21 protein-coding genes and 3 tRNA genes are annotated in these 21,156 nt (G+C 71.3%); 18 read left to right on the plus strand and 6 right to left on the minus strand.

Annotation, left to right across the window (positions count from 1 at the left end):
* Position 1: 1 nt before the first annotated feature.
* From K8Z49_RS42425 to K8Z49_RS42455, 7 genes are all read left to right on the plus strand, one after another.
* On the plus strand, positions 2-640 hold the full coding sequence (locus K8Z49_RS42425; protein ID WP_021596752.1) for a hypothetical protein: 639 nt from the start codon (positions 2-4) through the stop codon (positions 638-640).
* A gap of 155 nt (positions 641-795) precedes the next feature.
* Positions 796-2,385 (plus strand): phosphoglycerate dehydrogenase, encoded by a 1,590-nt coding sequence (gene serA, locus K8Z49_RS42430; RefSeq protein ID WP_021596753.1) that lies wholly within the window; start codon positions 796-798, stop codon positions 2,383-2,385.
* Positions 2,386-3,283: 898 nt separating this feature from the next.
* Entirely contained in the window at positions 3,284-3,961 is a 678-nt protein-coding gene (locus tag K8Z49_RS42435; protein WP_412516825.1) for a (2Fe-2S)-binding protein, read from the plus strand.
* Positions 3,962-3,999: 38 nt separating this feature from the next.
* Positions 4,000-5,049, plus strand: a complete 1,050-nt coding sequence (locus K8Z49_RS42440; RefSeq protein WP_021596757.1) for a 3-isopropylmalate dehydrogenase — start codon at positions 4,000-4,002, stop codon at positions 5,047-5,049.
* 164 nt (positions 5,050-5,213) lie between these two features.
* Entirely contained in the window at positions 5,214-6,317 is a 1,104-nt protein-coding gene (locus K8Z49_RS42445) for a branched-chain amino acid aminotransferase (RefSeq protein ID WP_083597134.1), read from the plus strand.
* 234 nt (positions 6,318-6,551) lie between these two features.
* A complete protein-coding gene (gene cimA, locus K8Z49_RS42450) occupies positions 6,552-8,129 on the plus strand; it encodes a citramalate synthase (RefSeq protein WP_021596759.1) in 1,578 nt (525 codons plus the stop codon).
* Positions 8,130-8,187: 58 nt separating this feature from the next.
* Positions 8,188-8,469, plus strand: coding sequence for a GNAT family N-acetyltransferase (locus K8Z49_RS42455; RefSeq protein WP_021596760.1), 282 nt, complete (start codon positions 8,188-8,190; stop codon positions 8,467-8,469).
* 3 nt (positions 8,470-8,472) lie between these two features.
* Here the strand turns inward: K8Z49_RS42455 and K8Z49_RS42460 are convergent, their stop codons facing one another.
* Positions 8,473-9,783 (minus strand): cyclic nucleotide-binding domain-containing protein, encoded by a 1,311-nt coding sequence (locus tag K8Z49_RS42460; protein ID WP_021596761.1) that lies wholly within the window; start codon positions 9,781-9,783, stop codon positions 8,473-8,475.
* Positions 9,784-10,124: 341 nt separating this feature from the next.
* Here K8Z49_RS42460 and K8Z49_RS42465 point away from each other — a divergent pair, with 341 nt between their 5' ends.
* Positions 10,125-10,415, plus strand: coding sequence for a hypothetical protein (locus K8Z49_RS42465; protein ID WP_021596762.1), 291 nt, complete (start codon positions 10,125-10,127; stop codon positions 10,413-10,415).
* A 41-nt stretch (positions 10,416-10,456) separates the two neighbouring features.
* Here K8Z49_RS42465 and K8Z49_RS42470 read toward each other — a convergent pair whose 3' ends face one another.
* The 3 genes from K8Z49_RS42470 to K8Z49_RS42480 form a co-directional block, all read right to left on the minus strand.
* Complete coding sequence (locus K8Z49_RS42470; protein WP_111831786.1) at positions 10,457-11,290, minus strand: GntR family transcriptional regulator; 834 nt, start codon at positions 11,288-11,290, stop codon at positions 10,457-10,459.
* Positions 11,291-11,321: 31 nt separating this feature from the next.
* Positions 11,322-11,942 carry a GNAT family N-acetyltransferase gene (locus K8Z49_RS42475; RefSeq protein WP_143118253.1) on the minus strand — a complete coding sequence of 207 codons (621 nt, stop codon included), beginning with the start codon at positions 11,940-11,942 and terminating at the stop codon, positions 11,322-11,324.
* A 129-nt stretch (positions 11,943-12,071) separates the two neighbouring features.
* Positions 12,072-12,959, minus strand: coding sequence for a GntR family transcriptional regulator (locus K8Z49_RS42480; protein WP_021596765.1), 888 nt, complete (start codon positions 12,957-12,959; stop codon positions 12,072-12,074).
* Between the two features lie 245 nt (positions 12,960-13,204).
* On the opposite strand from K8Z49_RS42480, the gene K8Z49_RS42485 reads away from it, so the two are divergent.
* From K8Z49_RS42485 to K8Z49_RS42530, 10 genes are all read left to right on the plus strand, one after another.
* A complete protein-coding gene (locus K8Z49_RS42485; RefSeq protein ID WP_021596766.1) occupies positions 13,205-13,417 on the plus strand; it encodes a hypothetical protein in 213 nt (70 codons plus the stop codon).
* Positions 13,418-13,461: 44 nt separating this feature from the next.
* A complete protein-coding gene (locus tag K8Z49_RS42490; protein ID WP_111831785.1) occupies positions 13,462-13,815 on the plus strand; it encodes a hypothetical protein in 354 nt (117 codons plus the stop codon).
* A gap of 165 nt (positions 13,816-13,980) precedes the next feature.
* Positions 13,981-14,370, plus strand: coding sequence for a DUF6292 family protein (locus tag K8Z49_RS42495; protein ID WP_075019594.1), 390 nt, complete (start codon positions 13,981-13,983; stop codon positions 14,368-14,370).
* A gap of 183 nt (positions 14,371-14,553) precedes the next feature.
* The gene (locus K8Z49_RS42500; RefSeq protein WP_075019595.1) at positions 14,554-14,922 is read left to right on the plus strand and encodes a hypothetical protein; all 369 of its coding nucleotides are present in this window, start codon (positions 14,554-14,556) and stop codon (positions 14,920-14,922) included.
* An 81-nt stretch (positions 14,923-15,003) separates the two neighbouring features.
* A complete protein-coding gene (locus tag K8Z49_RS42505) occupies positions 15,004-16,518 on the plus strand; it encodes a cellulose binding domain-containing protein (RefSeq protein ID WP_412516826.1) in 1,515 nt (504 codons plus the stop codon).
* A gap of 22 nt (positions 16,519-16,540) precedes the next feature.
* Positions 16,541-17,308: a fumarylacetoacetate hydrolase family protein gene (locus K8Z49_RS42510; protein WP_024935342.1), complete on the plus strand. Its 768-nt coding sequence runs from the start codon at positions 16,541-16,543 to the stop codon at positions 17,306-17,308.
* Positions 17,309-17,319: 11 nt separating this feature from the next.
* Complete coding sequence (locus tag K8Z49_RS42515) at positions 17,320-17,955, plus strand: DUF2461 domain-containing protein (RefSeq protein WP_024935341.1); 636 nt, start codon at positions 17,320-17,322, stop codon at positions 17,953-17,955.
* A gap of 103 nt (positions 17,956-18,058) precedes the next feature.
* A tRNA-Gln gene (locus tag K8Z49_RS42520) sits at positions 18,059-18,130 on the plus strand.
* A 24-nt stretch (positions 18,131-18,154) separates the two neighbouring features.
* Positions 18,155-18,227, plus strand: a tRNA-Glu gene (locus K8Z49_RS42525).
* 285 nt (positions 18,228-18,512) lie between these two features.
* Positions 18,513-18,588, plus strand: a tRNA-Glu gene (locus K8Z49_RS42530).
* A gap of 45 nt (positions 18,589-18,633) precedes the next feature.
* Here the strand turns inward: K8Z49_RS42530 and K8Z49_RS42535 are convergent.
* Both K8Z49_RS42535 and K8Z49_RS42540 read right to left on the minus strand, forming a co-directional pair.
* Positions 18,634-19,119: a hypothetical protein gene (locus K8Z49_RS42535; RefSeq protein WP_412516827.1), complete on the minus strand. Its 486-nt coding sequence runs from the start codon at positions 19,117-19,119 to the stop codon at positions 18,634-18,636.
* On the minus strand, positions 19,116-21,152 hold the full coding sequence (locus K8Z49_RS42540) for an MMPL family transporter (protein WP_412516828.1): 2,037 nt from the start codon (positions 21,150-21,152) through the stop codon (positions 19,116-19,118). Before K8Z49_RS42540 ends, K8Z49_RS42535 begins: the two co-directional genes overlap by 4 nt.
* Positions 21,153-21,156 lie beyond the last annotated feature (4 nt).

Here is a 21,156-nt window from a genome sequence, read left to right on the forward strand (position 1 = left end):
CATGCCGGCGGGAGAGGACAAGGACGTCCGGCGCTGGGAGACGTGCGGGCAGGCGTGGATCGGCGTGCTGCGGCACGTCTGGACGGCCGGCGAGGCCGGGCTGGAGGACGGCGGGCCCATCATCGAGGGCCCGCCGCTGCTGTTCGAGGTCGCCTCGCTCAGCTGGGAGGACCCGATCCTGCGCGAGCACGGTGACCGGGCGCGGCTCGTCCGGCGCGCGCAGGAGCGCACCCGCAGCGTCGTCCGCGGGCGGTACTGGCCGCGGCTGCACGACCTGGACGGCCACGACCAGGTCCGCTGGGTGGTGGACCTGCTGCGCGCCCGGCCGTGGACGACGAGCGCCTGGATCTCACTGACGATCCCGGGGGAGCCGGCCGACGGGCTGCCGGCCCTCACCGCGCTGTCGTTCCGCATCCGCGGCTACCGGCTCATCATGACCGCGATGTTCCGGTCGCAGAACGTCCACCGGGCCTACCTGATGTACATCCCGCTGCGCGAGGTGCAGACGCAGGTCGCGGACGAGCTGGGGCTGCCGGCGGGGCCGCTGCGGGTGTTCGTGGACGTCCCGCACGTGCACGTCCGCGACGCCGAGCGGGTCGCGTCCGTGCTGGCGTCGGTGCCCGAGCCGAACGCCGCGTGACACACGACATATCGGAGTTACCGGTGGGTGTTTCCCCGCCGCGAACCCCGGTCGCCTGCGGGTTATAGACTCGCCGACGGGGCGAGGGCACGACGAGGTGACTCGCGACTTCACCTGCAGATCACACGAACATCCACTTCCGAAGGACTGTTTCCTTGAGCAAGCCCGTCGTCCTCGTCGCAGAAGAACTCTCCCCGGCCGGCATCGCCGTGCTGGAAGCCGACTTCGATGTCCGCCACGTCGACGGCGGAGACAAAGAGCGGCTGCTGCCCGCCGTCGCCGACGTCGACGCGCTGATCGTGCGCAGCGCCACCAAGGTCACCGCGGAGGTGTTCCGGCACGCCGGGAGGCTCCGCGTCGTCGCCCGCGCCGGCGTCGGCCTCGACAACGTCGACGTGGAGGCCGCCACCAAGGCCGGCGTCATGGTCGTCAACGCGCCCACGTCCAACATCGTCACCGCCGCCGAGCACGCGATCGCGCTGCTCCTCGCCACCGCGCGGAACGTTCCGCAGGGCCACGCCGCCCTCAAGCAGGGCGAGTGGAAGCGGTCCAAGTACACCGGCGTCGAGCTGCAGGGCAAGACCGTCGGCGTCCTCGGCCTCGGCCGGATCGGCGTCCTCGTCGCCCAGCGCCTCGCCGCCTTCGACATGAACGTCATCGCGTTCGACCCCTACGTGCAGGCCGCCCGCGCCGCGCAGCTCGGCGTGAAGCTCGTCACGCTGGAGGAGCTGCTCCGCGAGAGCGACTTCATCACCGTCCACCTGCCGAAGACGCCCGAGACCCTCGGCCTCATCGGCGACCGCGAGCTCCAGCAGGTCAAGCCCACGGTGCGGATCGTCAACGCCGCCCGCGGCGGGATCGTCGACGAGGCGGCCCTCGACCTCGCGCTCAAGGACGGCCGCGTCGCCGGCGCCGGCATCGACGTGTTCAGCACCGAGCCGTGCACCGAGAGCCCCCTGTTCCACCACGACAGCGTCGTCGTCACCCCGCACCTCGGCGCCAGCACCCACGAGGCGCAGGAGAAGGCGGGCACCCAGGTCGCCCGCTCGGTGAAGCTCGCGCTGTCCGGCGAGTTCGTCCCGGACGCCGTGAACGTGCAGGGCGGCGCGGTCGCCGAGGACGTCAAGCCCGGCCTGCCGCTCGCCGAGAAGCTCGGCCGCATCTTCACCTCCCTCGCCGGGGGCGTCCCCGTGCGCCTCGACGTCGTCGTCCGCGGCGAGATCGCCGAGCACGACGTGAAGGTCCTGGAGCTCGCCGCCCTCAAGGGCGTGTTCGTGGACGTCATCGAGGAGGCGGTGACCTTCGTCAACGCGCCGCTGCTGGCCCGCGACCGCGGCGTCGAGGTCACCCTCACCACCAGCGAGGACAGCCCCGACTGGCGCAACGTCGTGCAGGTCCGCGGCACGATGGCCGACGGCGGCGTCGTGTCGGTGTCCGGCACGCTCACCGGCCCGAAGCACGCCGAGCGGATCGTCGAGATCAACGGCTACGACATGGAGCTCGTGCCGACCGAGCACATGGCGTTCTTCTCCTACGTCGACCGCCCCGGCATCGTCGGCGCGGTCGGCAAGCTGCTCGGCGACGAGCAGGTCAACATCGCCGGCATGCAGGTCGGCCGGGACGCCAAGGGCGGCAAGGCGCTGATCGCGCTGACCGTCGACTCGGCCATCCCGCCCCAGCTCGTCGACGCCATCACCCGCGAGGTCGGTGCCGACATGGGCCGCCGCGTCGACCTCGAAGGCTGACCGGAACCCGGGCGGGCGTCCCGGACGCCCGCCCGCGATCATCTCGGATAGTGAGATTATCTGCCACGGGTCGGGACACCCCGCGGAGGCGGAGGTAATCTCACAGGTAGTCATGCGGCGCTTCGTGGAAATCCTTCGCTGCCGCAGCGGGGCCTGATCATCGGCAGGCCGGCACCCGCTGCGGAGGCCCTGCCTGGCCGTGAGTCCGATGCCGCGCCCGGACCGTGCGAACCACGGCATCCCGGCCGCGCCCCTCTGGCCGAAGCCCAGCGACTCAGGAGCAACCTCATGAACGACACCTGGACCAACACGCCCGCCGACGACGACGCCCAGGAAGAAGCCGCCCGAGCCCTGCAAACGGCCCTGGACCGGCGGGCGGACTGAATTGCTTTTTTCTCCTCCTTCGGGCCTAGCGGCCCTGCTGTGTTCATTGCAGTGCCCTCCTCCTTCGGGCCTTGACGGCCCTCCATCGTCGGGCACTGCGGGCGATCGCTGGCATCGCATCCGACTCGCCTAGCGGCTCGCTGCGCGATCAGGGTCTCGCTTCGCTCGCCCCTGCCTTCGGACGCGATCGCGACCGTTGAGGTCGTTGCGTGGTTGCGGCAATGGCTGATGCCTGCGCGCACGGCTCCTCCCGGTCGTCGCGGTTTTCGATGCTGAACTGGTGGGGCCACGAGCTCGCCCTAGAACGTCGCGTCGGACCGTCGCGGGCCCTCCTGTCTCCTTACGGCGGCCTACGGCGGCCCGTTCGCGGCTCGCTTGTCGTGCGAGCGGGTCATGTTTGCATCTCCCGCAGCACGACCTGCACGTCGTCAAGTTCGCCGACTGGGCGATCGACCTCGGTTCCCGGCGGCCGTTTGGTTCGGGGTGGGTGAGGTCGTGGTGCGAGACTGGGGGGATGGCGCTTGAGGTCGGGGCGGCCGAGGTCGTGGGGGTTTTGCGGGACGTTGCTCGGATCGGGCCTTACTTTGATGTCGGCACTTCTCCGGCGGGCGGGGCTGGGTGGGGTGCTTTTCCTGGGGACTGGGCGCTGCTGGCGGCGTTGACGGACGACTACGCCGAGAAACTGGGGACGGGGGAGCGGCGGGTGGCCGCTTCGCTGGTGTTCCAGGGGCTTGCGGCTCGATTGTGGTCGCCGGTCGTCGCGGCGGCGGCTCGGGGGATCGTCCCCGACTTGGGTGGGCTGCGCTGGCGGTGGGCGGCAGGGGAAGCGATCGAGTTGGGGCTCGATGAGCCGCGTGGGTGGCGGGTCGGGTCTGTGGGGGAGGCTGTCGGGCTTGTCGAGCGGGTGGTCGTGGACGGGCAGTTGCGGCCTCTGCGTGAGGTGATGCTGGGGTTCGTCGGCCTTGCGGACGGCTTGTTGTGGGGGAACGCCGCGTCGGCGCTCGCGGGGAGTTTGAACGTCGGGCCCGATGGTCGTGTGGCGCTGGTGCGTGAGCTGCTCGGGCGGGGGCCGCTCGCCGGTGCGGGGGAGTTCGGGGCCGGCGGGTTCGTCCGGAACAACTGCTGCCTGTACTACCGGGTGCCGGGTGGTGGAATGTGCGGAGATTGCGGGCTTGCCCGAAATGTGAGATGAGAGCCCAAGCACTGAGACGTTTGCAGTAGAGTGCGCGCATGGCTTCGCGCAGCATTCGTCTGGCCGTCATCCCGGGGGACGGGATCGGCCCCGAGGTGGTCGCCGAGGGACTGAAGGTCCTCGACGCCGTGTCCGGTGACCTGGCCTTCGAGCAGACCGCCTACGACCTGGGCGCCGCCCGCTGGCACCGGACGGGGGAGACGCTGCCCGACTCGGTCCTGGAGGAGCTGCGCGAGCAGGAGGTCATCCTGCTCGGCGCCGTCGGCGACCCCAGCGTGCCGAGCGGGACGCTGGAGCGGGGCCTGCTGCTGCGGGCCCGGTTCGAGCTCGACCACTACGTCAACCTGCGCCCGGTGAAGCTCTTCCCGGGTGTCGCGACGCCGCTGGCCGGGGTGACGACCGACGACATCGACATGGTCGTGGTCCGGGAGGGCACCGAGGGGCCGTACACCGGCGTCGGCGGTGTGCTGCGGAAGGGCACGCCGCACGAGGTCGCCACGCAGGAGAGCGTCAACACCGCCTACGGCGTGGAGCGGGTCATCCGGTACGCGTTCGACGTCGCCGCGTCCCGGCCCCGCAAGAAGCTCACACTCGTCCACAAGGACAACGTCCTGACCTTCGCCGGTGACCTCTACCAGCGGACGCTGAAGCGGGTCGGAGCGGAGTATCCGCAGGTCACGACGGACTATGTGCATGTCGACGCGGCCACGATGTTCTTCGTCAGCCAGCCGGGGCGGTTCGACGTGATCGTCACCGACAACCTGTTCGGCGACATCATCACCGACATCGGCGCGGCGATCGCGGGCGGTATCGGGCTCGCCGCGTCCGGCAACGTCAACCCAGACCGCACCGCGCCGTCGATGTTCGAGCCGGTGCACGGCAGCGCGCCCGACATCGCCGGGCAGGGCAAGGCCGACCCGACCGCCACGATCCTGTCCGTCGCCATGCTGCTCGATCACGTCGGCGAGGGTGAGGCCGCCCGCCGCGTCGAGCAGGCCGTCTCCGACGACCTGGCCGAGCGCGCCGCCCTCGGCGCCCGGACCACGTCCCAGATCGGCGACGCGATCGCGAAGCGAGTATCCGGCTAGGGGCACGCCGCCTCCGGCCAGACCGGGCGTGCCCTCGCGGCGCGCCCGGTCATCCGTATGCGCCGCGCACGGAGGAGCAGGTCTAGACGAAGTATGACAATAGGGACTAGGAAGCCGATGCGGCGATGGGGCCGCCTGGGCGATCCGCGAGAGGACGAACCGCGATGAGCGACACCCTGGAGTTCGAGATCACGCGCACCGAGCGGCCCGCGACCGCCGCCGAGCGCGCGCGGATCCTGGCCGATCCCGGCTTCGGCCGGCACTTCACCGATCACATGATCACGATCAGGTACTCGGCGGAGCGGGGCTGGCACGAGGCCAGGCTCGAACCGTACGGGCCGATCCCGATGGACCCGGCCTCCCAGGTGTTCCACTACGCCCAGGAGCTCTTCGAGGGTCTCAAGGCCTACAAGCAGCCGGACGGCTCGATCGTCACCTTCAGGCCGTACATGAACGCGGCGCGGATGAACCGGTCCGCGCACCGGATGGCGATGCCGGAGATCCCCGAGCAGTTGTTCGTCGACGCGATCGAGCTCCTCGTCCGGACCGACAAGGACTGGGTCCCCGACGCCGAGGGGCACAGCCTCTACCTGCGGCCCTTCATGTTCGCCACGACCCGGGCGCTCGGCGTCAACAGCCCGGCGAGCGAGTTCCTCTTCATGGTCATCGCGTCCCCGTCCGGCCTGTACTACCCGCGCGGCGTCAAGCCCGTCTCGGTCTGGCTGTCGCAGGACTACACGCGCGCCGCGCCCGGCGGCACCGGCGAGGCCAAGTTCGGCGGCAACTACGCCGCGTCCTTCGCCGGCCAGGCCGAGGCCGTCGCGCAGGGCTGCGACCAGGTCGTCTGGCTCGACGCGGTGGAGCACCGCTGGGTCGAGGAGGTCGGCTCGATGAACCTGATGTTCGTCTACGGGTCCGGCGCGGGGGCCCGGCTGCTCACGCCCGCGCTCACCGGCACGCTGCTCGCCGGCGTGACCCGCGACTCCATGCTCAAGCTGGCGCCCGACCTCGGCGTCCCCGCCGAGGAGGGCAAGATCAGCATCGACGAGTGGCAGGCCGGCTGCACGTCCGGCGAGATCACCGAGGTGTTCGGCTGCGGCACCGCCGCGATCATCAGCCCGGTCGGCCGGGTCCGGGGCCGGGACCGGGAGTGGACGATCGGGGACGGCGAGCCCGGCGAGGTGTCGATGCGGCTCCGCCAGGAGCTGGTCGGCATCCAGTACGGCACGCGTCCCGACCCGTACGGATGGGTCCACAAAATCGTCTGACCTGGGTGTTCGCGGGCCCCGGCGCAGACCGCGCCGGGGCCGCACCGTCTCAGCATCCGAGACCGATGTCCCACGCCCGCGAACCGTGTGGCAGACTGTGCGCATCATGCGCCACAGCCTCGTGATTATCGGCTGGCGCGCCGGCAGCTAACGGGACATCGCCGGCGCGCAGACCTCTCACGTCCGTGAGGGGTCTTTTTTGTGCCCTGGCTGATCCCTCTGGGGGTTCCTCACATGCAAGGCGACGCGTTCCACGTCTACGACACCACCCTGCGCGACGGGTCGCAGCAGGAGGGGCTGAACCTCTCCGTGCCCGACAAGCTCGCCATCGCGCGGCACCTGGACGACCTGGGCATCGGCTTCATCGAGGGCGGCTGGCCGGGCGCCAACCCCAAGGACACCGAGTTCTTCAGGCGGGCTCGAACAGAGCTCGACCTGAGGCACGCGCAGCTCACCGCGTTCGGCGCGACCCGCCGGGCCGGGGTGAAGGCCGCCGACGACCCCCAGGTGGCCGCCCTGCGCGACTCCGGCGCGCCCGTCGTGACCCTGGTCGCCAAGAGTCACGACAGGCACGTCGAGCTGGCCCTCCGCACGACGCTGGAGGAGAACCTCGCGATGATCCGCGACACGGTCTCCCACCTGCGTGCGGAGGGCCAACGAGTCTTCCTGGACGCCGAGCACTTCTTCGACGGCCACAAGGCCAACCGCGCCTACGCGCTGGAGGCCGTCCGCACCGCCGCCGAGGCGGGCGCGGACGTCGTCGCGCTCTGCGACACCAACGGCGGGATGCTGCCGGACGAGCTGGCCGAGGTCGTCCACGAGGTCGTCGGGTACGGGGTCCGGGTCGGGATCCACTGCCACGACGACTCCGGCTGCGCCGTCGCGAACACGCTGGCCGCGGTGAGGGCCGGGGCCACCCACGTCCAGGGCTGCGCGAACGGGTACGGCGAGCGCAGCGGCAACGCCAACCTGTTCACGGTCGTCGGGAACCTGCAGCTCAAGCGGGGCATGAGCCTCGTGTCGGACGCGCAGCTCGGCGAGATGACCCGGATCGCGCACGCCGTCTCCGAGGTCACCAACGTCGCGCCCAGCTCGCAGCAGCCGTACGTGGGCGTGTCGGCGTTCGCGCACAAGGCGGGGCTGCACGCGTCCGCCGTCAAGGTCGACCCGGACCTGTACCAGCACATCGACCCGGCCGCCGTCGGCAACGACATGCGGATGCTGGTGTCGAGCATGGCCGGGCGGGCGTCCGTCGAGCTGAAGGGCCGCGAGCTCGGCTACGACCTGTCCGGCGAGAAGGCCAAGGCGGTCGTCGGCAAGGTGAAGGAGCTGGAGTCCACCGGCTACACCTTCGAGGCCGCGGACGCCTCCTTCGAACTGCTCCTGCGCGAGGAGCTGACCGGCGTCCGGCAGCGGCACTTCGAGGTCGAGTCGTGGCGGTCGATCGTGGAGCGCCGTCCCGACGGCTCCATGGTCAGCGAGGCCACCGTCAAGCTGCACGCCAAGGGCGAGCGGATCATCGCGACCGGCGAGGGCAACGGCCCCGTCAACGCGCTCGACAACGCGCTGCGGATCGCGCTCGGCCGCCTCTACCCGGAGCTGGCGCGGCTGGAGCTGGTCGACTACAAGGTCCGCATCCTGGAGGGGGCGCACGGCACCGACGCCCGGACGAGGGTGCTGGTCGAGTCCAGCGACGGCGAGCGCGAATGGGGGACGGTCGGCGTCGAGGACAACGTCATCGCCGCGTCCTGGCAGGCCCTGGAGGAGGCCGTCACCTACTGCCTGCTGCGCGCCGGATACGAGGCGGGCTGACCGGCGGGCCCGTCCCCCGCATCGGGAATCTCCCGGGGCCGCCGGGCATTATCGGGGCATGAGCACCGAGATCACCGACAATGCCGGGAAGAGCCGCTACGAGATCAGGCTCGACGGGGAACTCGCCGGGTTCGCCGAGTACGAGCGGGGCGAGGGCGCCGTCGTCTTCACCCACACCGAGGTCGACCCCGCGTTCGAGGGCAAGGGCGTGGGCGGCTCCCTGGCCCGGGGCGCGCTGGACGACGTCCGCGCGAAGGGGCTGTCGGCCGTCCCGCTGTGCCCCTTCATCAAGAAGTGGATCGGCAGGCACCCCGACTACCAGGACCTCGTCCGGTCCTGACGGCTACACCGCCCTGAGCCGCGACTTGCCGCCCTCCAGCATCAGCCACGCCCACGCCGAGGTCTCCTTCACCCGCACCCGGACCCGCGTGTAGCGGGCCGGGTCGACCAGGCCCGGCGCGGGCGTGATCACCGTGTCGAACACGAAGTCGGACGCGACGAAGGCCAGGTCGGCGCCCGTCTCGGCGACCCGCCGCTTCACCGCGGGCGCGTCCACCATCCGGCGGGTGGTGATGATGGCGCCGCCGGCCACGCCCTTCGGGCCGCGCCGCACGGGACCGACGTGCAGCGCGGCCCGCAGCTGCAGCCGGGTGGCCTCGGCGGCGCGCCGGTTGTGCCGCCGCAGCGCCGCCGCCAGGTGCGCCACCATCGGGTCCACGACCGCCTCCGTCGGCGTCGTCGCCGGCACGATCACCAGCGCCCCGTCGCCGCGGTCCTCCTGGTACAGGTGCGACAGGTCGAGCGCGGACGCCCCGAACGCCTCGCCCATCAGGTCGTACATGGCGTCCAGCACGTACCCGCGGTCGGCGTCGGTGCGCACCGGCGAGCTGAACCCGGTGATGTCGGTGATGAGGATCGAGCAGTTTCCGAGCGCTCCCTGCGGCAGCTCGGGCGGGCCGAGCCGCTCGACCTGCCGCCGGTAGACCTGCTGTTCGAGGACGGCCCGGACCCGGGGGCTGCCGTCCAGGAAGGCCGCGAAGTCCTGCGCGCCGATCCTCAGCGCCTGGACGTCGCTCTCCGCCGTCACGGTCGCGGACCGGTCCCGCACGGTCAGCGCCGCCCGCTCGCCGACCAGCTCCCCGGCGCCCCGGAACGCGACGATCCGCTGCTCGGCGCCCTCCCGCACCCAGACCCGCGTCCAGCCGGACAGGATCACGACGACCTCGCCCGCCCGGCCGCCCTCCCGGCACAGCACCTCCTCCTTCCGGTACACGTGCCCGCGCGCCCGCGCGATGAGGGCGTGCCGCTCGCCGGCGGTCAGCGCGTCCCAGAACGTCTCCGCGCCGTCCGGTACGACTTCCCTGGCGAACGGCACCGCCGGCAGTGCGGCCCCCGCCCCCGGCGGGGGACCGGACGTCTCGTGCAACGTCCCGGACCGCAGGTACTGGACGAGGGCGTTCGTCACGCTCACGGCGAGGCAGGACAGGAACGTCAGGAAGCCGGTGATCGCGGCGCTCACCGAGCCGCCCAGCGCGTACCCCAGGGTCACCGACAGGAGCGTCACGGGGACGGTGACGCGGGCGTCCATGGCGCCGGTGCCGGCGTTCGAGGCGACCCGCCTCCGCGCCCGCGCCACCCAGCGGTTCGTGCTCACGGAGTCGTCCTTCCCCCGGGAAGGCACGGCGATCTGTCGCCGTCCCGCTCCCGGCGTTGGTCATGCCCCACGTCTCCCCACGACCAAGGTAGGACGATATGCATATAAAAGCCATACGAAGGCTGTACAAAACACGGTGACGATTACGTATCCTGATGGCGAGAGTGATGCGATGCTGAGCATCGGAGGTTTCCGGAGCACGAACCGAGGGAACCTCCCCCGTACCCCCTGTATGCGGGGCATGGGTTTGCTGACGAAGGACCGCACGATCGCCTGACCGGCGGATCCCGGCCCGCACGGCGGACCGGGCTTCACGCCCCCCGGGATGGGAGAAAGCGCTCATGACGAACAACCGAGCAGCCTCCGACGCGCCGGGCACCGGCCGGGACCCGGCCGCCCCGAGCCACCGCGCCGAGGCCGTTCCGCAGAACGAGCGCGTGACCATCAACCTGACCGGCAAGGCCGTCCAGGCCCTCCAGCGCCTCCAGGAGCAGACCGGCTACAACAAGACCGACTGCATCAACCGCGCCCTGATCATCGCCGGCGAGATCGAGAACATGTCCCGCGAACCCGGCGCCGTCTACTGGCGCAAGACCCCCGACTCCGACCTCATGCTCGTCCGCTTCGTCTGACCCTCACCGAGACCGGGCACGTGGGTGCTGGTGAGACGAGGTCAGGAATCGTGTTGCCAGACCGTTTCGGGGACGTCTCCGGCTATGAATCGGATCTTGTTGGTGCCGGGCTTGTAGACGGTGATGGTGAGGCGGAAGGGCTCACCGTTCTGGTCGTATGCGGTGCGTTTGTGTTCGATGACGGCGAGGCTGCCTCGGGAGAGTCCGAAGAACCTCAGCTCCTCGTCCCTCGGAGGGCGCGCGTCGAACTCGTCCTCGTAGCCGGTCTGCTCATGGCCGCGGCTCTGCAGATAGGCCACGGTCCCCTCTTCGATGTCGACGGACTTGAGGAGCGCCTGAGCCTGGATCGCGAGTTCGAGCTTGAAGTAGGAGTGCTGGAGCGAGTTCGGCTTGCCGTCCACGAACCGCTCCTGGGAGCGGCGTACCACCTGCGGCTTCTGAGGTGAGTCCGGCGGGACGGGCTTGATCCCGAGCGCCTCCATCTGCGCGCTGTCGGCGTCCTCGACCTGGACTTCGGGCTTCGACGAATGCGTCCGATGGCCCTGGCGCTGCGCCTCGGCCACGAACGCCTTGCCCTCGCCGCCGCCGAATCCGCGTCCGAGCGCGTTCCCCTCGCCCAGGTCCGTGTGGTTCAGGGTGATGACGAAGGGCGCGGCGGGCTCGGCGACGAAGCTGCCCTTCTGTGGGACGGTCTCGACGAGGCCTTCCTGGCGGAGCTCGTTGACGGCCTTCTTGATCGTGTTGGGTGACACCCCCCAGCTGTCCGCCAGTTCTTTCTCCGTCGGCAGCTGGACGCCAGGGCCGAGCGTCCCGTTGTCGATCTTGGCTCTGAGGTCGGAGGCGATCTCGGAGTACTTGGAGACCCTGCCTGCCATGACGTTCCCTTCTCGGCGGCGGGGGGCGGGGTCAGCGGAGGTGGATCTGTTCGATGATGTGATGGTGCCTTGTGGGTGTCCGGGATGGTAGGGGTTTCTGGAAGAGGGCGCCTGACGGGGTGTTGTCGCTGGTCTTGCGGATCGCGACGTCCTGGAAGCCCTGGCGGCGGTAGTAGGCGTGGAGCTCGGTGTTGTCGGTCCAGACGTCGATCCTGATCAGTTCCGCGTTCTTCTGCCGGGACGCGCCCTTGCGTCCCGCCCAGTCGATCAGTTCGGCGCCGAGGCCGCGGCCGGCGTAGTCGCGGTGGATGACCAGGCGGTGGAGGTAGACGGCCTCGGTCCGGCGTTCCTCCGGCGTCCAGAGCTCCTCGTGGCCGATCAGCCGGATGGAGACGGTGCCGATCGCGAGCTCGCCGTCGAACAGGAGCCAGGTCTCCTTGTTGAGGAGGGCCTCGTACACGCGTTTGGTGCGGTCGTCCTCGCTCGGCCATGGGCGGGCCCACTGCGTGGTGTTCTTCTCCTCCCGCAGCCAGCGGGCGGCGTGGTCGATGAGGTCGAGGACGTCCCGCAGTTCGTCCGGACGAGCGAGGCGGATGTGGTGACCGGCGTGGCGGGCCCGGCTGCGCTGGCGGGCCATGGTTGGTGTGTCCACGTGCTCCTGACTCCGAGAAAAAACCGAGCCCCCGCCTCCTGGCCGCCGGGAGCCGAGGCTCCGAGCCGGTCGGGAAGGGGGGCGTGTGGATAGGTGTGAGACTGCCGCCGTGGTCGGGGCGGCGGCGATCTATCCGCTTCCGGCGCCGTCGTCCGGTGGGGATTCGTGCGGAGTGTCCTCGGCCGGCGCCAGACCGGGCGCCCTGAGGACGTCTTCGGGTACCTTTCCGTCGTTGTAGTGGAGCCGTGTCCGGTCGGCGGGCCAGACCGTCACGGTGAGGCGGAACGCCTTGCCGTCAGGGGAGTAGGCGGTCCGGACCGTCTCGAAGACGACGTCGGCCGCGGAGTCGCCGAGGCCGAAGAACCGCTTCTCGTTCTCGTCCGGGACGCGGACCTTGATCTCGTCGTGGAAGCCGACCTCGCTGTAGCCGAGCGTCTCGCCCAGGTAGGCGACCGCGCCCTCGGGGATGTCGCGCGGCGAGAGGAGCCGCGACGCGCCGCCGGTGGCGAAGTCGAGCGGGTAGAACGAGGTCTGCAGCGCCCACGGGCGGTCGTCGAGGAAGATCTCCTGGTGCCGGGAGATGAGCTCGGCGCCGGGGTCGGACTGCAGGTACCGGGCGATGACCTTGGTGCCCTCCTGGACCTCCACCTTGACCTGCGACACCGTGACGTCGCGGTGCACGGGGATGAAGGCGTCCCGGTTGTACCACTCGCCCGAACCGCTGCCCGGTGCGAGGCCCAGCGCCACCGCGGAGAGCGTCACGTGGACGATGTTGGGCCGGCCGACGACGAAGGTCCCCTTGCCCTGCTGGGACACGACGTATCCCTGCTGCTGCAGCCAGGACAGCGCGTCGCGGACGGTGTTGCGGGACGCCTTGTAGTGCGCTTCGAGCTCCTTCTCGGCGGGGAGGCGCCGCCGGCCGGCCGTCCCCTCGCCGGGGGCGAGGTCGCCCGACTCGATGCGGCGGAGCAGGTCATCGGCTATGTCGCGCCACCGGGCGGGCGTCGTGCGAGCCATCCGAACCGCTCCCCTCCCTGTCCGCTCGACTGGTACCGCTGAGCCGGACAAGCAACGTACATCGAACCGGACTTAACTCTTGAACAAGTAGTTCCCGCCCAACGTGTTTGCAATCTCTAGGAATGGTAACAAGTTGAGTGAGGGAACTTGTTGGTACAAGTCGACCGGTTGAGAACTCGGACAACTCTACCAGCAGGATGTTCGGGATGTAAGGGATACCGCGAACACTCGGAGGAGGGTTCACCATGATGGTCGCTCTGTGGATCTTCGGTCCCGCGGCACTGTTCCTGACCCTGGCGCTCTACGTCGCCCTGATGGGCTACCGCACGAGGGACCTGCAGTTCCGCAGCCGGATGGCGGCGCCGTCGCCGGCGGTCGGCCGGCGGGGCCCGCTGGTCAACGTCTCGGTGCCGGCGGACAGGACGCCGCCGGTCCGGCCCGTGCGGACGGGCGCATGATCTCCGGTCGCCGCCGAGCGCGCCGCTGACCCAAGGAGTTCGACGTGGAAGACAGCCTGATGGACCCGGCGCCGGGCGTCCCGTACCCGACGGCCGCCGACGGCCGGGAGCGCACCGCCGCGGTTGAGGAGCCGACCGAGCGTGCCCATCCGCGTCTCGTGCTCACCCCGGCCGCCGAGCCCCGTGCGGAGCGCGAGCCGCGGCCCGGCGCCGTGGTCGGCGGGATCGCGGTCCTGCTGCTCACGGCCGAGCTGGGCCGCCGGGCCGGCGCGCCGGCCCGGCTGACCGCGATCTTCTGCGCGGGCGCCTGCGCCGCGGTGATCGTGCCCCGGTACGCGCCGGCCGCGCCGCTTCCACGTCTCCGGCTCCGGCCGGCCGCCGCGAGCGCGGCACCCTGACGACCGTAGGACGGGGGAGTCCGGGGAGACTGAAGGGAGGTATGTGGCCAAAGGGGGAGTTTGGCCTGCCTTCAGGCGGATTTCTCCGCCCAGAAACGGGACATAACGGATCTTTTCCCTCATACTTCTAGTGACCGAAGAGAGGGATGACCAGTGATCGGCCGTATGCGACCCCTGCCTCACCCGGACCCCTTCGTCGACGTCACCCGCGGGTACGTCACCCGCGTCGGCGACGCGCTGCAGGCGCGCGGGGTGCCGCTCTCGAACGTCTGGCTCGATCCGTCCGATCCGCGGGACGCCACCTTCGTCCTCGGGCTGCGGGCCCTGGTGTGGAACGAGTCCGAGGGCTTCGTGCTCGGCGAGTTCGTCTCCGGGGAACCCGGCGTCCGCACCGTACTGCGCGACCCCGTCCGGCTCGGGGACTCCGTCCTGCCCGACCCGAGGTCCGTTCCCGGGCTGCTGGAGCGGGGCGGCGAGGGCGCGCCGGCTTCTCTGCGGTCCTTCGCCGCGGGTCATGACGGGTTCGAGGACGAGCTCGTCCGGTACACGGTCTGAGGTCGTTCGTTCGAAAGAACGAGGACCTTTCCGTGCGTAGCGGCGCTGCTACGGAGAAAATCCGCCAAAAGTGGCGAAACGGGTGGCGGATTTCTGGTGGAGGATCCACTATGAGGATCTGCACGGCACGTGCGAGGTTTCCGCGTGCCGCGTTCCGACGAACCGACCTGCCGGAGTGATCCTATGCCTGTCCGCCCCTGGAGCCCCGAGGACCTCGGGCGTCCGACGGACGGGACCTGGGCGGACATCGCCTTCGGCCTCGGCGAGATGTACGAGCGCGAGGACGATCTGGAGCAGGCCGCCGGCTGGTACCGGCGGGCCGCCGAGGCCGGCCGCGCCGACGCCGCGCTCCGCCTCGGCGCCGTGCTCGGCCGGCTGGCCGACGCGGGCGCCGCCGACTCCGCCGACGACCTGCTGGCCGAGGCCGCCCGCTGGCTCAGCGGCGCCCAGGCCGCCACCACCCCGGACGCCATCGAGCTGATCACCGACATGCTCAACCGGCAGCTGCGGCAGGCCGCGCGCCGCGGGTTCGAACCGTCCCCGGCGGGATGACGCCTTCCGGCCGGGCGTGAACCGAACCGCCGCGCCCGTCGTCGGACTCCATGAGATCGACGACAGTGGAAGGTGGCCGAGTTGAGCGGCGAGGAGCCCGGGTACGTTCCCCCGGACCACAAGACGACCGCCGAGTTCCGCGTTCCCGGCAAATCCGGTGCGCCCGAGGACACGGCCCCGGGAGCCGACGCGACCGTCGTGGACGGGCCCGTGGACGACCTCGCCGGCGTGACCTTCCGGGAACTTCCGTCCGACGACCCCGAGGACGACCCGGAGACGACCTACGTGGACGGCCCAGAGGCGGCCTACCTGGGCGACCCGGGGGCGACCTACCAGGACGATCCGGTCGACGATCCCGAAGAGACCTTCCAGGACGCCGTCGAGGACGCGACCTACCAGGACCTCCCGTCCGGTGGCGCGGAGGTCACGTTCGTCGAGGTGACGCCGGACGAGCCCGAGGCGCCCGAGGAGGAGGCCCCCGTCACCGTGGCCGATGTCCCGGTGGAGCAGCCCGCCGTGCCGGCTCCTGACGTCCCGCTTCACGGCGAGGCGGTGGCGTTCGAGTTCAGCTCCATCCCGGTGCCGGAGTACGCGCAGGCGCCCGTCCCCGAGCAGGCGCAGGCGCCGGCACCCGAGCAGGCGCCCGCCCCCGAGGAGGCGACCGCCCCCGACCAGGCGTTCGCGCACGGGCATGCGCCCGCGCCCGAGCAGCCGCCGGTCGGGCAGCCGGTGGCGCACGAGCAGCCGGCGCCCGCCGAGGCGCCCTGGACCGAGCAGTTCTCCTCGGAGGGAGAGCGCACGAACCCCGGCGAGCAGGGCCCGGCGTTCGCCTACGCCATGCCCGGGACCCCGCCGTCCGCGCAGGGGACGCCTCCGCCGCCCCAGCCGCCCGTCCCGCCGCTGCCGACGCCCGCCGTCTCGCCGTCCGGCGGACTGCCCGGCGGGTCGTCCCCGTCACGCTCCGGCCGCACGCTGATCGTGATCGCGCTGGTCGCCACGGTGGTGGTCCTCGCCATCGCCGCGGTCGCGATGCTGCTGGTCAACCGGGGCTCGGAGACCGAGGGGAAGGCCGGCGGGAAGACCTCCCCGGCGGCGAGCACCCCGGCGTCCGAAGGCGGCGGCACGGGTCCGGCGTCGCCCGGCGGGCCCGCGCCCAGCGGGTCGCCCGCGGCGCCGCCGAGCGGCGGACCGTCCGCGCAGCCGCCCGGCGGGCAGCAGCCCGGCCGGCCCGGGTCCCCGCAGCCCGGTTCGCCCCCGGTGACCACCGCGCCGATCGGCCCGCTGGTCAAGGGCAAGGGCATCACCTACCAGCTCGTCCAGCAGGACGAGGGGTACTTCGAGGGCAAGATGGTCATCACGAACCGCACGAGCAAGCCCATGAAGACGTGGAAGCTGACGTTCCAGGCGCCGCGGGCGGACGTGAAGAACATCTGGGGCGCGCGGCTGGTGCACGGCGGCTCGACCGTCGAGATCAGGAACCTGGAGGGCGCGCCCGCGATCCCGCCGGGCGCCACGTGGGACGTCCAGTTCGGCGCGGCCGGTCCCGCGTCCACCCCGAAGAGCTGCAAGCTGAACGGCAAGGCGTGCGGCTTCTGAGCGCCGTACTAGGCTCTCGACCATGCGTATCGCCAGGTTCTCCACCGACGAGGGCATGTCCTTCGGAGTGGTGGAGGAGAACACCATCGCCGTCATCGCGGCGCACCCGTTCGGTGAGCTGACCTTCACCGGGCAGCGCCTCCCGCTCGCCGACGTCCGGCTGCTCGCCCCGATCCTGCCCAGCAAGATCATCGCGATCGGGAAGAACTACGCCGACCACGTCCGCGAGATGGGCGGGGACGAGCCGCCCGCGGAGCCGGTGCTGTTCTCCAAGCCGTCCACCGCCGTGATCGGCCCGGGAGAGGCGATCACCTACCCGCGCAAGCTCACCGAGCGCGTCGACCACGAGGGCGAGCTCGCCGTGGTCATCGGCCGGATGTGCCGCGAGGTGCCGGCGTCCCGCGCCGCCGAGGTCATCCTCGGCTACACCTGCGCCAACGACGTCACCGCCCGCGACCTGCAGAAGAAGGACGGGCAGTGGACGCGGGCCAAGGGCTTCGACACGTTCTGCCCGATCGGCCCGTGGATCGAGACCGAGGCCGACCCCGGCGACCTGGCGATCTCCACGACCGTCAACGGGGAGGTCCGGCAGGAGGCCCGCACGTCCCTGCTGCTGCACGACGTGCCGGCGCTGGTCGAGTACGTCAGCCAGGTCATGACGCTGCTGCCCGGCGACGTCATCCTCACCGGCACCCCGGCCGGCGTCGGCCCGCTGGAGATCGGCGACGAGGTGACGGTCACCGTCGAGGGCATCGGCGGCCTCACCAACCGGGTCATCGCCCGCGACTGAGGAGGCCAGTGGTGTCCGCCGGCTTCACCGACGAGGCGTTCTCGTTCTACGAGGGCCTCCAGGCCGACAACAGCAAGTCTTACTGGACGTCCCACAAGGACGTCTACGAGCGGCACGTGCGCGAACCGCTGATCGAGCTGTGCGCCGTGCTGGAGGACGAGTTCGGCGCGGTCAAACTCTTCCGCCCGTACCGGGACGTGCGGTTCAGCAAGGACAAGTCGCCGTACAAGACCCATCAGGGCGGCCACACGAGTGAGGGCTTCTACCTCCAGGTCGACGCGGACGGCCTCATGGTCGCCGGGGGCATGTACGCGCCGACCCCGGACCAGCTACGCCGCTACCGCGAAGCCGCCGGCTCCGACACCGACGGGGCCGAGCTCCAGGCCATCGTGGACGACCTCCGCGGCGCCGGCATGGAGATCGCGGGCGACCGGCTCAAGACCCGGCCCCGCGGCACGCCTCCGGACCATCCGCGGCTCGACCTGCTCCGGCACCGCTCCCTCTACGCCCACGAGGGCTGGCCCGCCGACCCCTGGATGGCCGACGCCGAGGAGGTGGCCGCCCGGGTGCGAACGTCCTGGCGGCGCCTGCGCCCCCTCGTCGACTGGGGCCGCGAGCACATCGGGCCGCCCGACTTCACCCGGTGACCACGCCGCGCCACCAATCGTTTTGGCCCTTCTCCCAAGGTCCTGTATTCTCATCGAGGCGCGAGCGACCAGGCCGGAGACGGCCCGGGAGCCCGTACCTCACTGGGGTATGGTGTAATCGGCAGCACGAGTGATTCTGGTTCACTTAGTCTAGGTTCGAGTCCTGGTACCCCAGCTGCGTCCGCCTCACGCGGACCACGCCCCCGTCGTCTAGTGGCCTAGGACGCCGCCCTCTCAAGGCGGTAACGGCGGTTCGAATCCGCTCGGGGGTACGGGGCGGGTCGGTGTGCTTATCGAGCTTTGCTCGATTTCGCCGGGCCCGCAGTGTCTTCCCAGGGGGCGACCCCCTGGAACCCCCGGCTGTTCGGGCTTCGCCCGAACGTGGGCTGAGGCGTACGCATAGAGGGCTTTCTCTGCGACGTCCGAGTTTCGTTTTTTCGTTGTTCCTTTCCGGTTTTGGGGTTTTGTGTGCCTTCCGAAAATCGGGTCGAGGTGGGGGTCGGGGACCGGTAAGGTGGGGGGCGCCCGGGCGGGAGATCGCTGGGGTTCATAGTCCGGCCCCCGTCGTCTAGTGGCCTAGGACGCCGCCCTCTCAAGGCGGTAACGGCGGTTCGAATCCGCTCGGGGGTACCACGCACCGCAGACGCCGTCATCGGCGATCTGCGGTTTTTTTGTCGCTCAGCTGCCGGGGGACAGGGAGATGACGGCCTTGGAGCCGTCGCTGGCGACCACGCGGAGGCTCAGGCCCTGCTTGGCGGTCGGGCCCGCCACCGAACCGGTGTAGGGCGGCTCCAGGAACTTCATGCTTCCGCTTCCACCGTTCGGATAGGTGTACCGCCAGGTCAGATCGGTGGGGGCGAAGGAGAGGGTGGCGAGGCCGAAACGGCGGTCGATGGGGATCTTCGTCCGCTTGGTGACCAGGATCTCGCACCGCCCATCGCGGCAGGCGCTCGCCTTCGTCCCGTCCGCGGCCTTCGGGAAGGTCGGGGACGGTGCCGGGCTCTGTGCGGCGTCGGTGGTGCCGGCGGGCGGTGACGTCGCCTCCGCGGAGTCGCCGGAGTCGCCGGAGTCGCCGGAGCCGCCGGAGCCGCCGCAGCCGGCGCAGGCCAGTGCCAGCGCGAGGCCGGCGACGGCGGCCCGGGTTCGTGTGGGGTTGTGGGTCATGGGACGTCAGTGTCCCAGCTTCGCGCGGGACCGGTCCCGCGGCGGGCGGGCCACCAGAAGCGGGTGCCCGTGTCCAGGGCGAGGGCCGGGACGATGACCGAGCGGACGAAGAAGGTGTCCAGCAGGACGCCCAGGGAGACCAGGACGCCGATCTGCACCATCATCGTGACCGGCATGAGGCCGAGGACGCCGAACGTCGCGGCGAGGACGAGGCCGGCGCTGGAGATCACGCCGCCGGTGAGGCCCAGGCCGCGCAGGACGCCGGCGTGGTGGCCCGCACCGGCGACCTCCTCGCGGATGCGTGAGACGAGGAACAGGTTGTAGTCGACCCCGAGCGCCACCATGAACAGGAAGCCCATGAGGGCGACCTGGATGTCGACCGCGGGGAACCCGAAGGCGTACTCGAACAGCAGCCAGGCGGTGCCGAGCGCGGCGAAGTAGGACGCGACGACCGTGCCGATCACCAGCAGGGGCGCGACGAGTGCGCGGAGCAGCGCGACCAGGATGAGCAGGACGACTCCCAGGATCAGCGGGATCACCACGCGGCGGTCATGTGACTGCGCGTCGGCGAGGTCGATCGCGCTGGCGGTGCCCGCCCCGATCGTCGCGTCCGGGATGGTGCGCCGGAGGTCGCGGACGGTGTCCTTCGCCGCCTCGCTGTCGGGTGGCGAGGTCAGGACGACGTCGAGCCTGGCCAGCCGGCCGTCGGTCGAGGGCTGAGGCTCTCCCACGCGGGCGACGCCGGGGTGCTGCCGGAGGGCGGCGGCCACGGGTGCCGGGTCCTCCGCGATGACCTGGAGCGGGCGGCCCTGCCCGCCCGGGTAGTGCTCGGCGAGAACGCGTTCGCCGATCGTCGAGCTGGGCGTCGTGGTGAGGAAGTGGGCGCGGTCCAGGCCCGTGTTGATGCCGAGGCAGCCCGCGGCGAGGGCGGCGAGGACGGCCAGGCCGCCGACCCAGACCAGGCGGGGGCGGGCGGCGACGCGGTGGCCGATCCGGTCCCACAGGCCGCGGGTGGGGGCCGGGTCGCCGTGGCGGGGGATGCGGGGCCAGAAGACCCAGCGGCCGAGGATGACGAGCAGGGCGGGGAGCAGGGACATCACGACGACCAGGCCGCCGATGACGCCCAGGGCGCCGATCGGGCCGAGCGCGTAGTTGAAGCCCATGCGGGCCGCGAGCAGGCACAGCAGGCCGAGCGACACCGTCGCGGCGGACGCGGTGATCGGGGCGGCCGCGCGGCGGAGGGCGGCCGCCATCGCCCGGTGCCGGTCCTCGTGGCGGCGGAGCTCCTCCCGGTAGCGGGCGAGCAGGAGCAGCGCGTAGTCGGTGGAGATCCCGAAGACGAGCGCGTTGAGGATGGTGGACGTCCCGTCCGCGACGTAGAGCCCGGCGTGCTCGCCGAGGAGGTAGACGGCGGCGCCGCTGACCTGGAGCGCGATCGCCGCGTTCACGATGGGCAGCAGCCACAGGACGGGGCTGCGGTAGGTGACCAGCAGGACGGCGGTGACCAGGACGATCGTGGCGAGCAGGACGCGCTTGTCGACCTTCTCGAACGCGTCCCCGACGTCCAGCGCGGCACCGGCCCGGCCGGTCAGGTGGATGTCGAGGCCCGGCGGCGCGTCCACGCGCGACCGGTCGCGGAGCTTGCCGGCCTGGTCGGACAGCGTGTCGCCGTCCCGCAGCGGGACGGTCAGCATGAGCGCCCTGCCGTCGCGGGACGGGGCCGCCGGCGCGATCGTCCCGGCGGCGACCGGCGCGAGGGCCCGCCGGTCGGCCTCGGCCTTGGCGCGGTCGGCCGGGGTGATGCCGGACGGGCGGACGTAGGCGATGATGCCCGGCGCCAGCTCGCCGTCCGGGAACCGGGACGCCAGCTCGTCGGCCTGGGTCGACTGGGCGCCGCGCGGCAGCTCCGCGGAGGAGTTCGCCTGGACGACGTCCGGCAGCCGGCTCGCGAGCGGGACGGCCACGGCCGTGACCGCGACCCAGAACAGCAGCACCGCCCATTTCAGCAGATGCCGTTTGCGTGAGAGCAGCATGAGG

The organism is Actinomadura madurae (genome assembly GCF_047130825.1).
Lineage (GTDB): Bacteria > Actinomycetota > Actinomycetes > Streptosporangiales > Streptosporangiaceae > Spirillospora > Spirillospora madurae.

What these genes read in the sequence shown, in the direction of transcription:
- K8Z49_RS42425 (WP_021596752.1), top strand. Translation starts at nt 2, where the DNA reads ATGCCGGCGGGAGAGGACAAGGACGTCCGGCGCTGGGAGACGTGCGGG.
- K8Z49_RS42435 (WP_412516825.1), top strand. Translation starts at nt 3,284, where the DNA reads ATGGCGCTTGAGGTCGGGGCGGCCGAGGTCGTGGGGGTTTTGCGGGAC.
- K8Z49_RS42440 (WP_021596757.1), top strand. Translation starts at nt 4,000, where the DNA reads ATGGCTTCGCGCAGCATTCGTCTGGCCGTCATCCCGGGGGACGGGATC.
- K8Z49_RS42445 (WP_083597134.1), top strand. Translation starts at nt 5,214, where the DNA reads ATGAGCGACACCCTGGAGTTCGAGATCACGCGCACCGAGCGGCCCGCG.
- cimA (WP_021596759.1), top strand. Translation starts at nt 6,552, where the DNA reads ATGCAAGGCGACGCGTTCCACGTCTACGACACCACCCTGCGCGACGGG.
- K8Z49_RS42455 (WP_021596760.1), top strand. Translation starts at nt 8,188, where the DNA reads ATGAGCACCGAGATCACCGACAATGCCGGGAAGAGCCGCTACGAGATC.
- K8Z49_RS42465 (WP_021596762.1), top strand. Translation starts at nt 10,125, where the DNA reads ATGACGAACAACCGAGCAGCCTCCGACGCGCCGGGCACCGGCCGGGAC.
- K8Z49_RS42470 (WP_111831786.1), bottom strand. Translation starts at nt 11,290, where the DNA reads ATGGCAGGCAGGGTCTCCAAGTACTCCGAGATCGCCTCCGACCTCAGA.
- K8Z49_RS42480 (WP_021596765.1), bottom strand. Translation starts at nt 12,959, where the DNA reads ATGGCTCGCACGACGCCCGCCCGGTGGCGCGACATAGCCGATGACCTG.
- K8Z49_RS42485 (WP_021596766.1), top strand. Translation starts at nt 13,205, where the DNA reads ATGATGGTCGCTCTGTGGATCTTCGGTCCCGCGGCACTGTTCCTGACC.
- K8Z49_RS42495 (WP_075019594.1), top strand. Translation starts at nt 13,981, where the DNA reads ATGCGACCCCTGCCTCACCCGGACCCCTTCGTCGACGTCACCCGCGGG.
- K8Z49_RS42500 (WP_075019595.1), top strand. Translation starts at nt 14,554, where the DNA reads ATGCCTGTCCGCCCCTGGAGCCCCGAGGACCTCGGGCGTCCGACGGAC.
- K8Z49_RS42510 (WP_024935342.1), top strand. Translation starts at nt 16,541, where the DNA reads ATGCGTATCGCCAGGTTCTCCACCGACGAGGGCATGTCCTTCGGAGTG.
- K8Z49_RS42535 (WP_412516827.1), bottom strand. Translation starts at nt 19,119, where the DNA reads ATGACCCACAACCCCACACGAACCCGGGCCGCCGTCGCCGGCCTCGCG.
- K8Z49_RS42540 (WP_412516828.1), bottom strand. Translation starts at nt 21,152, where the DNA reads ATGCTGCTCTCACGCAAACGGCATCTGCTGAAATGGGCGGTGCTGCTG.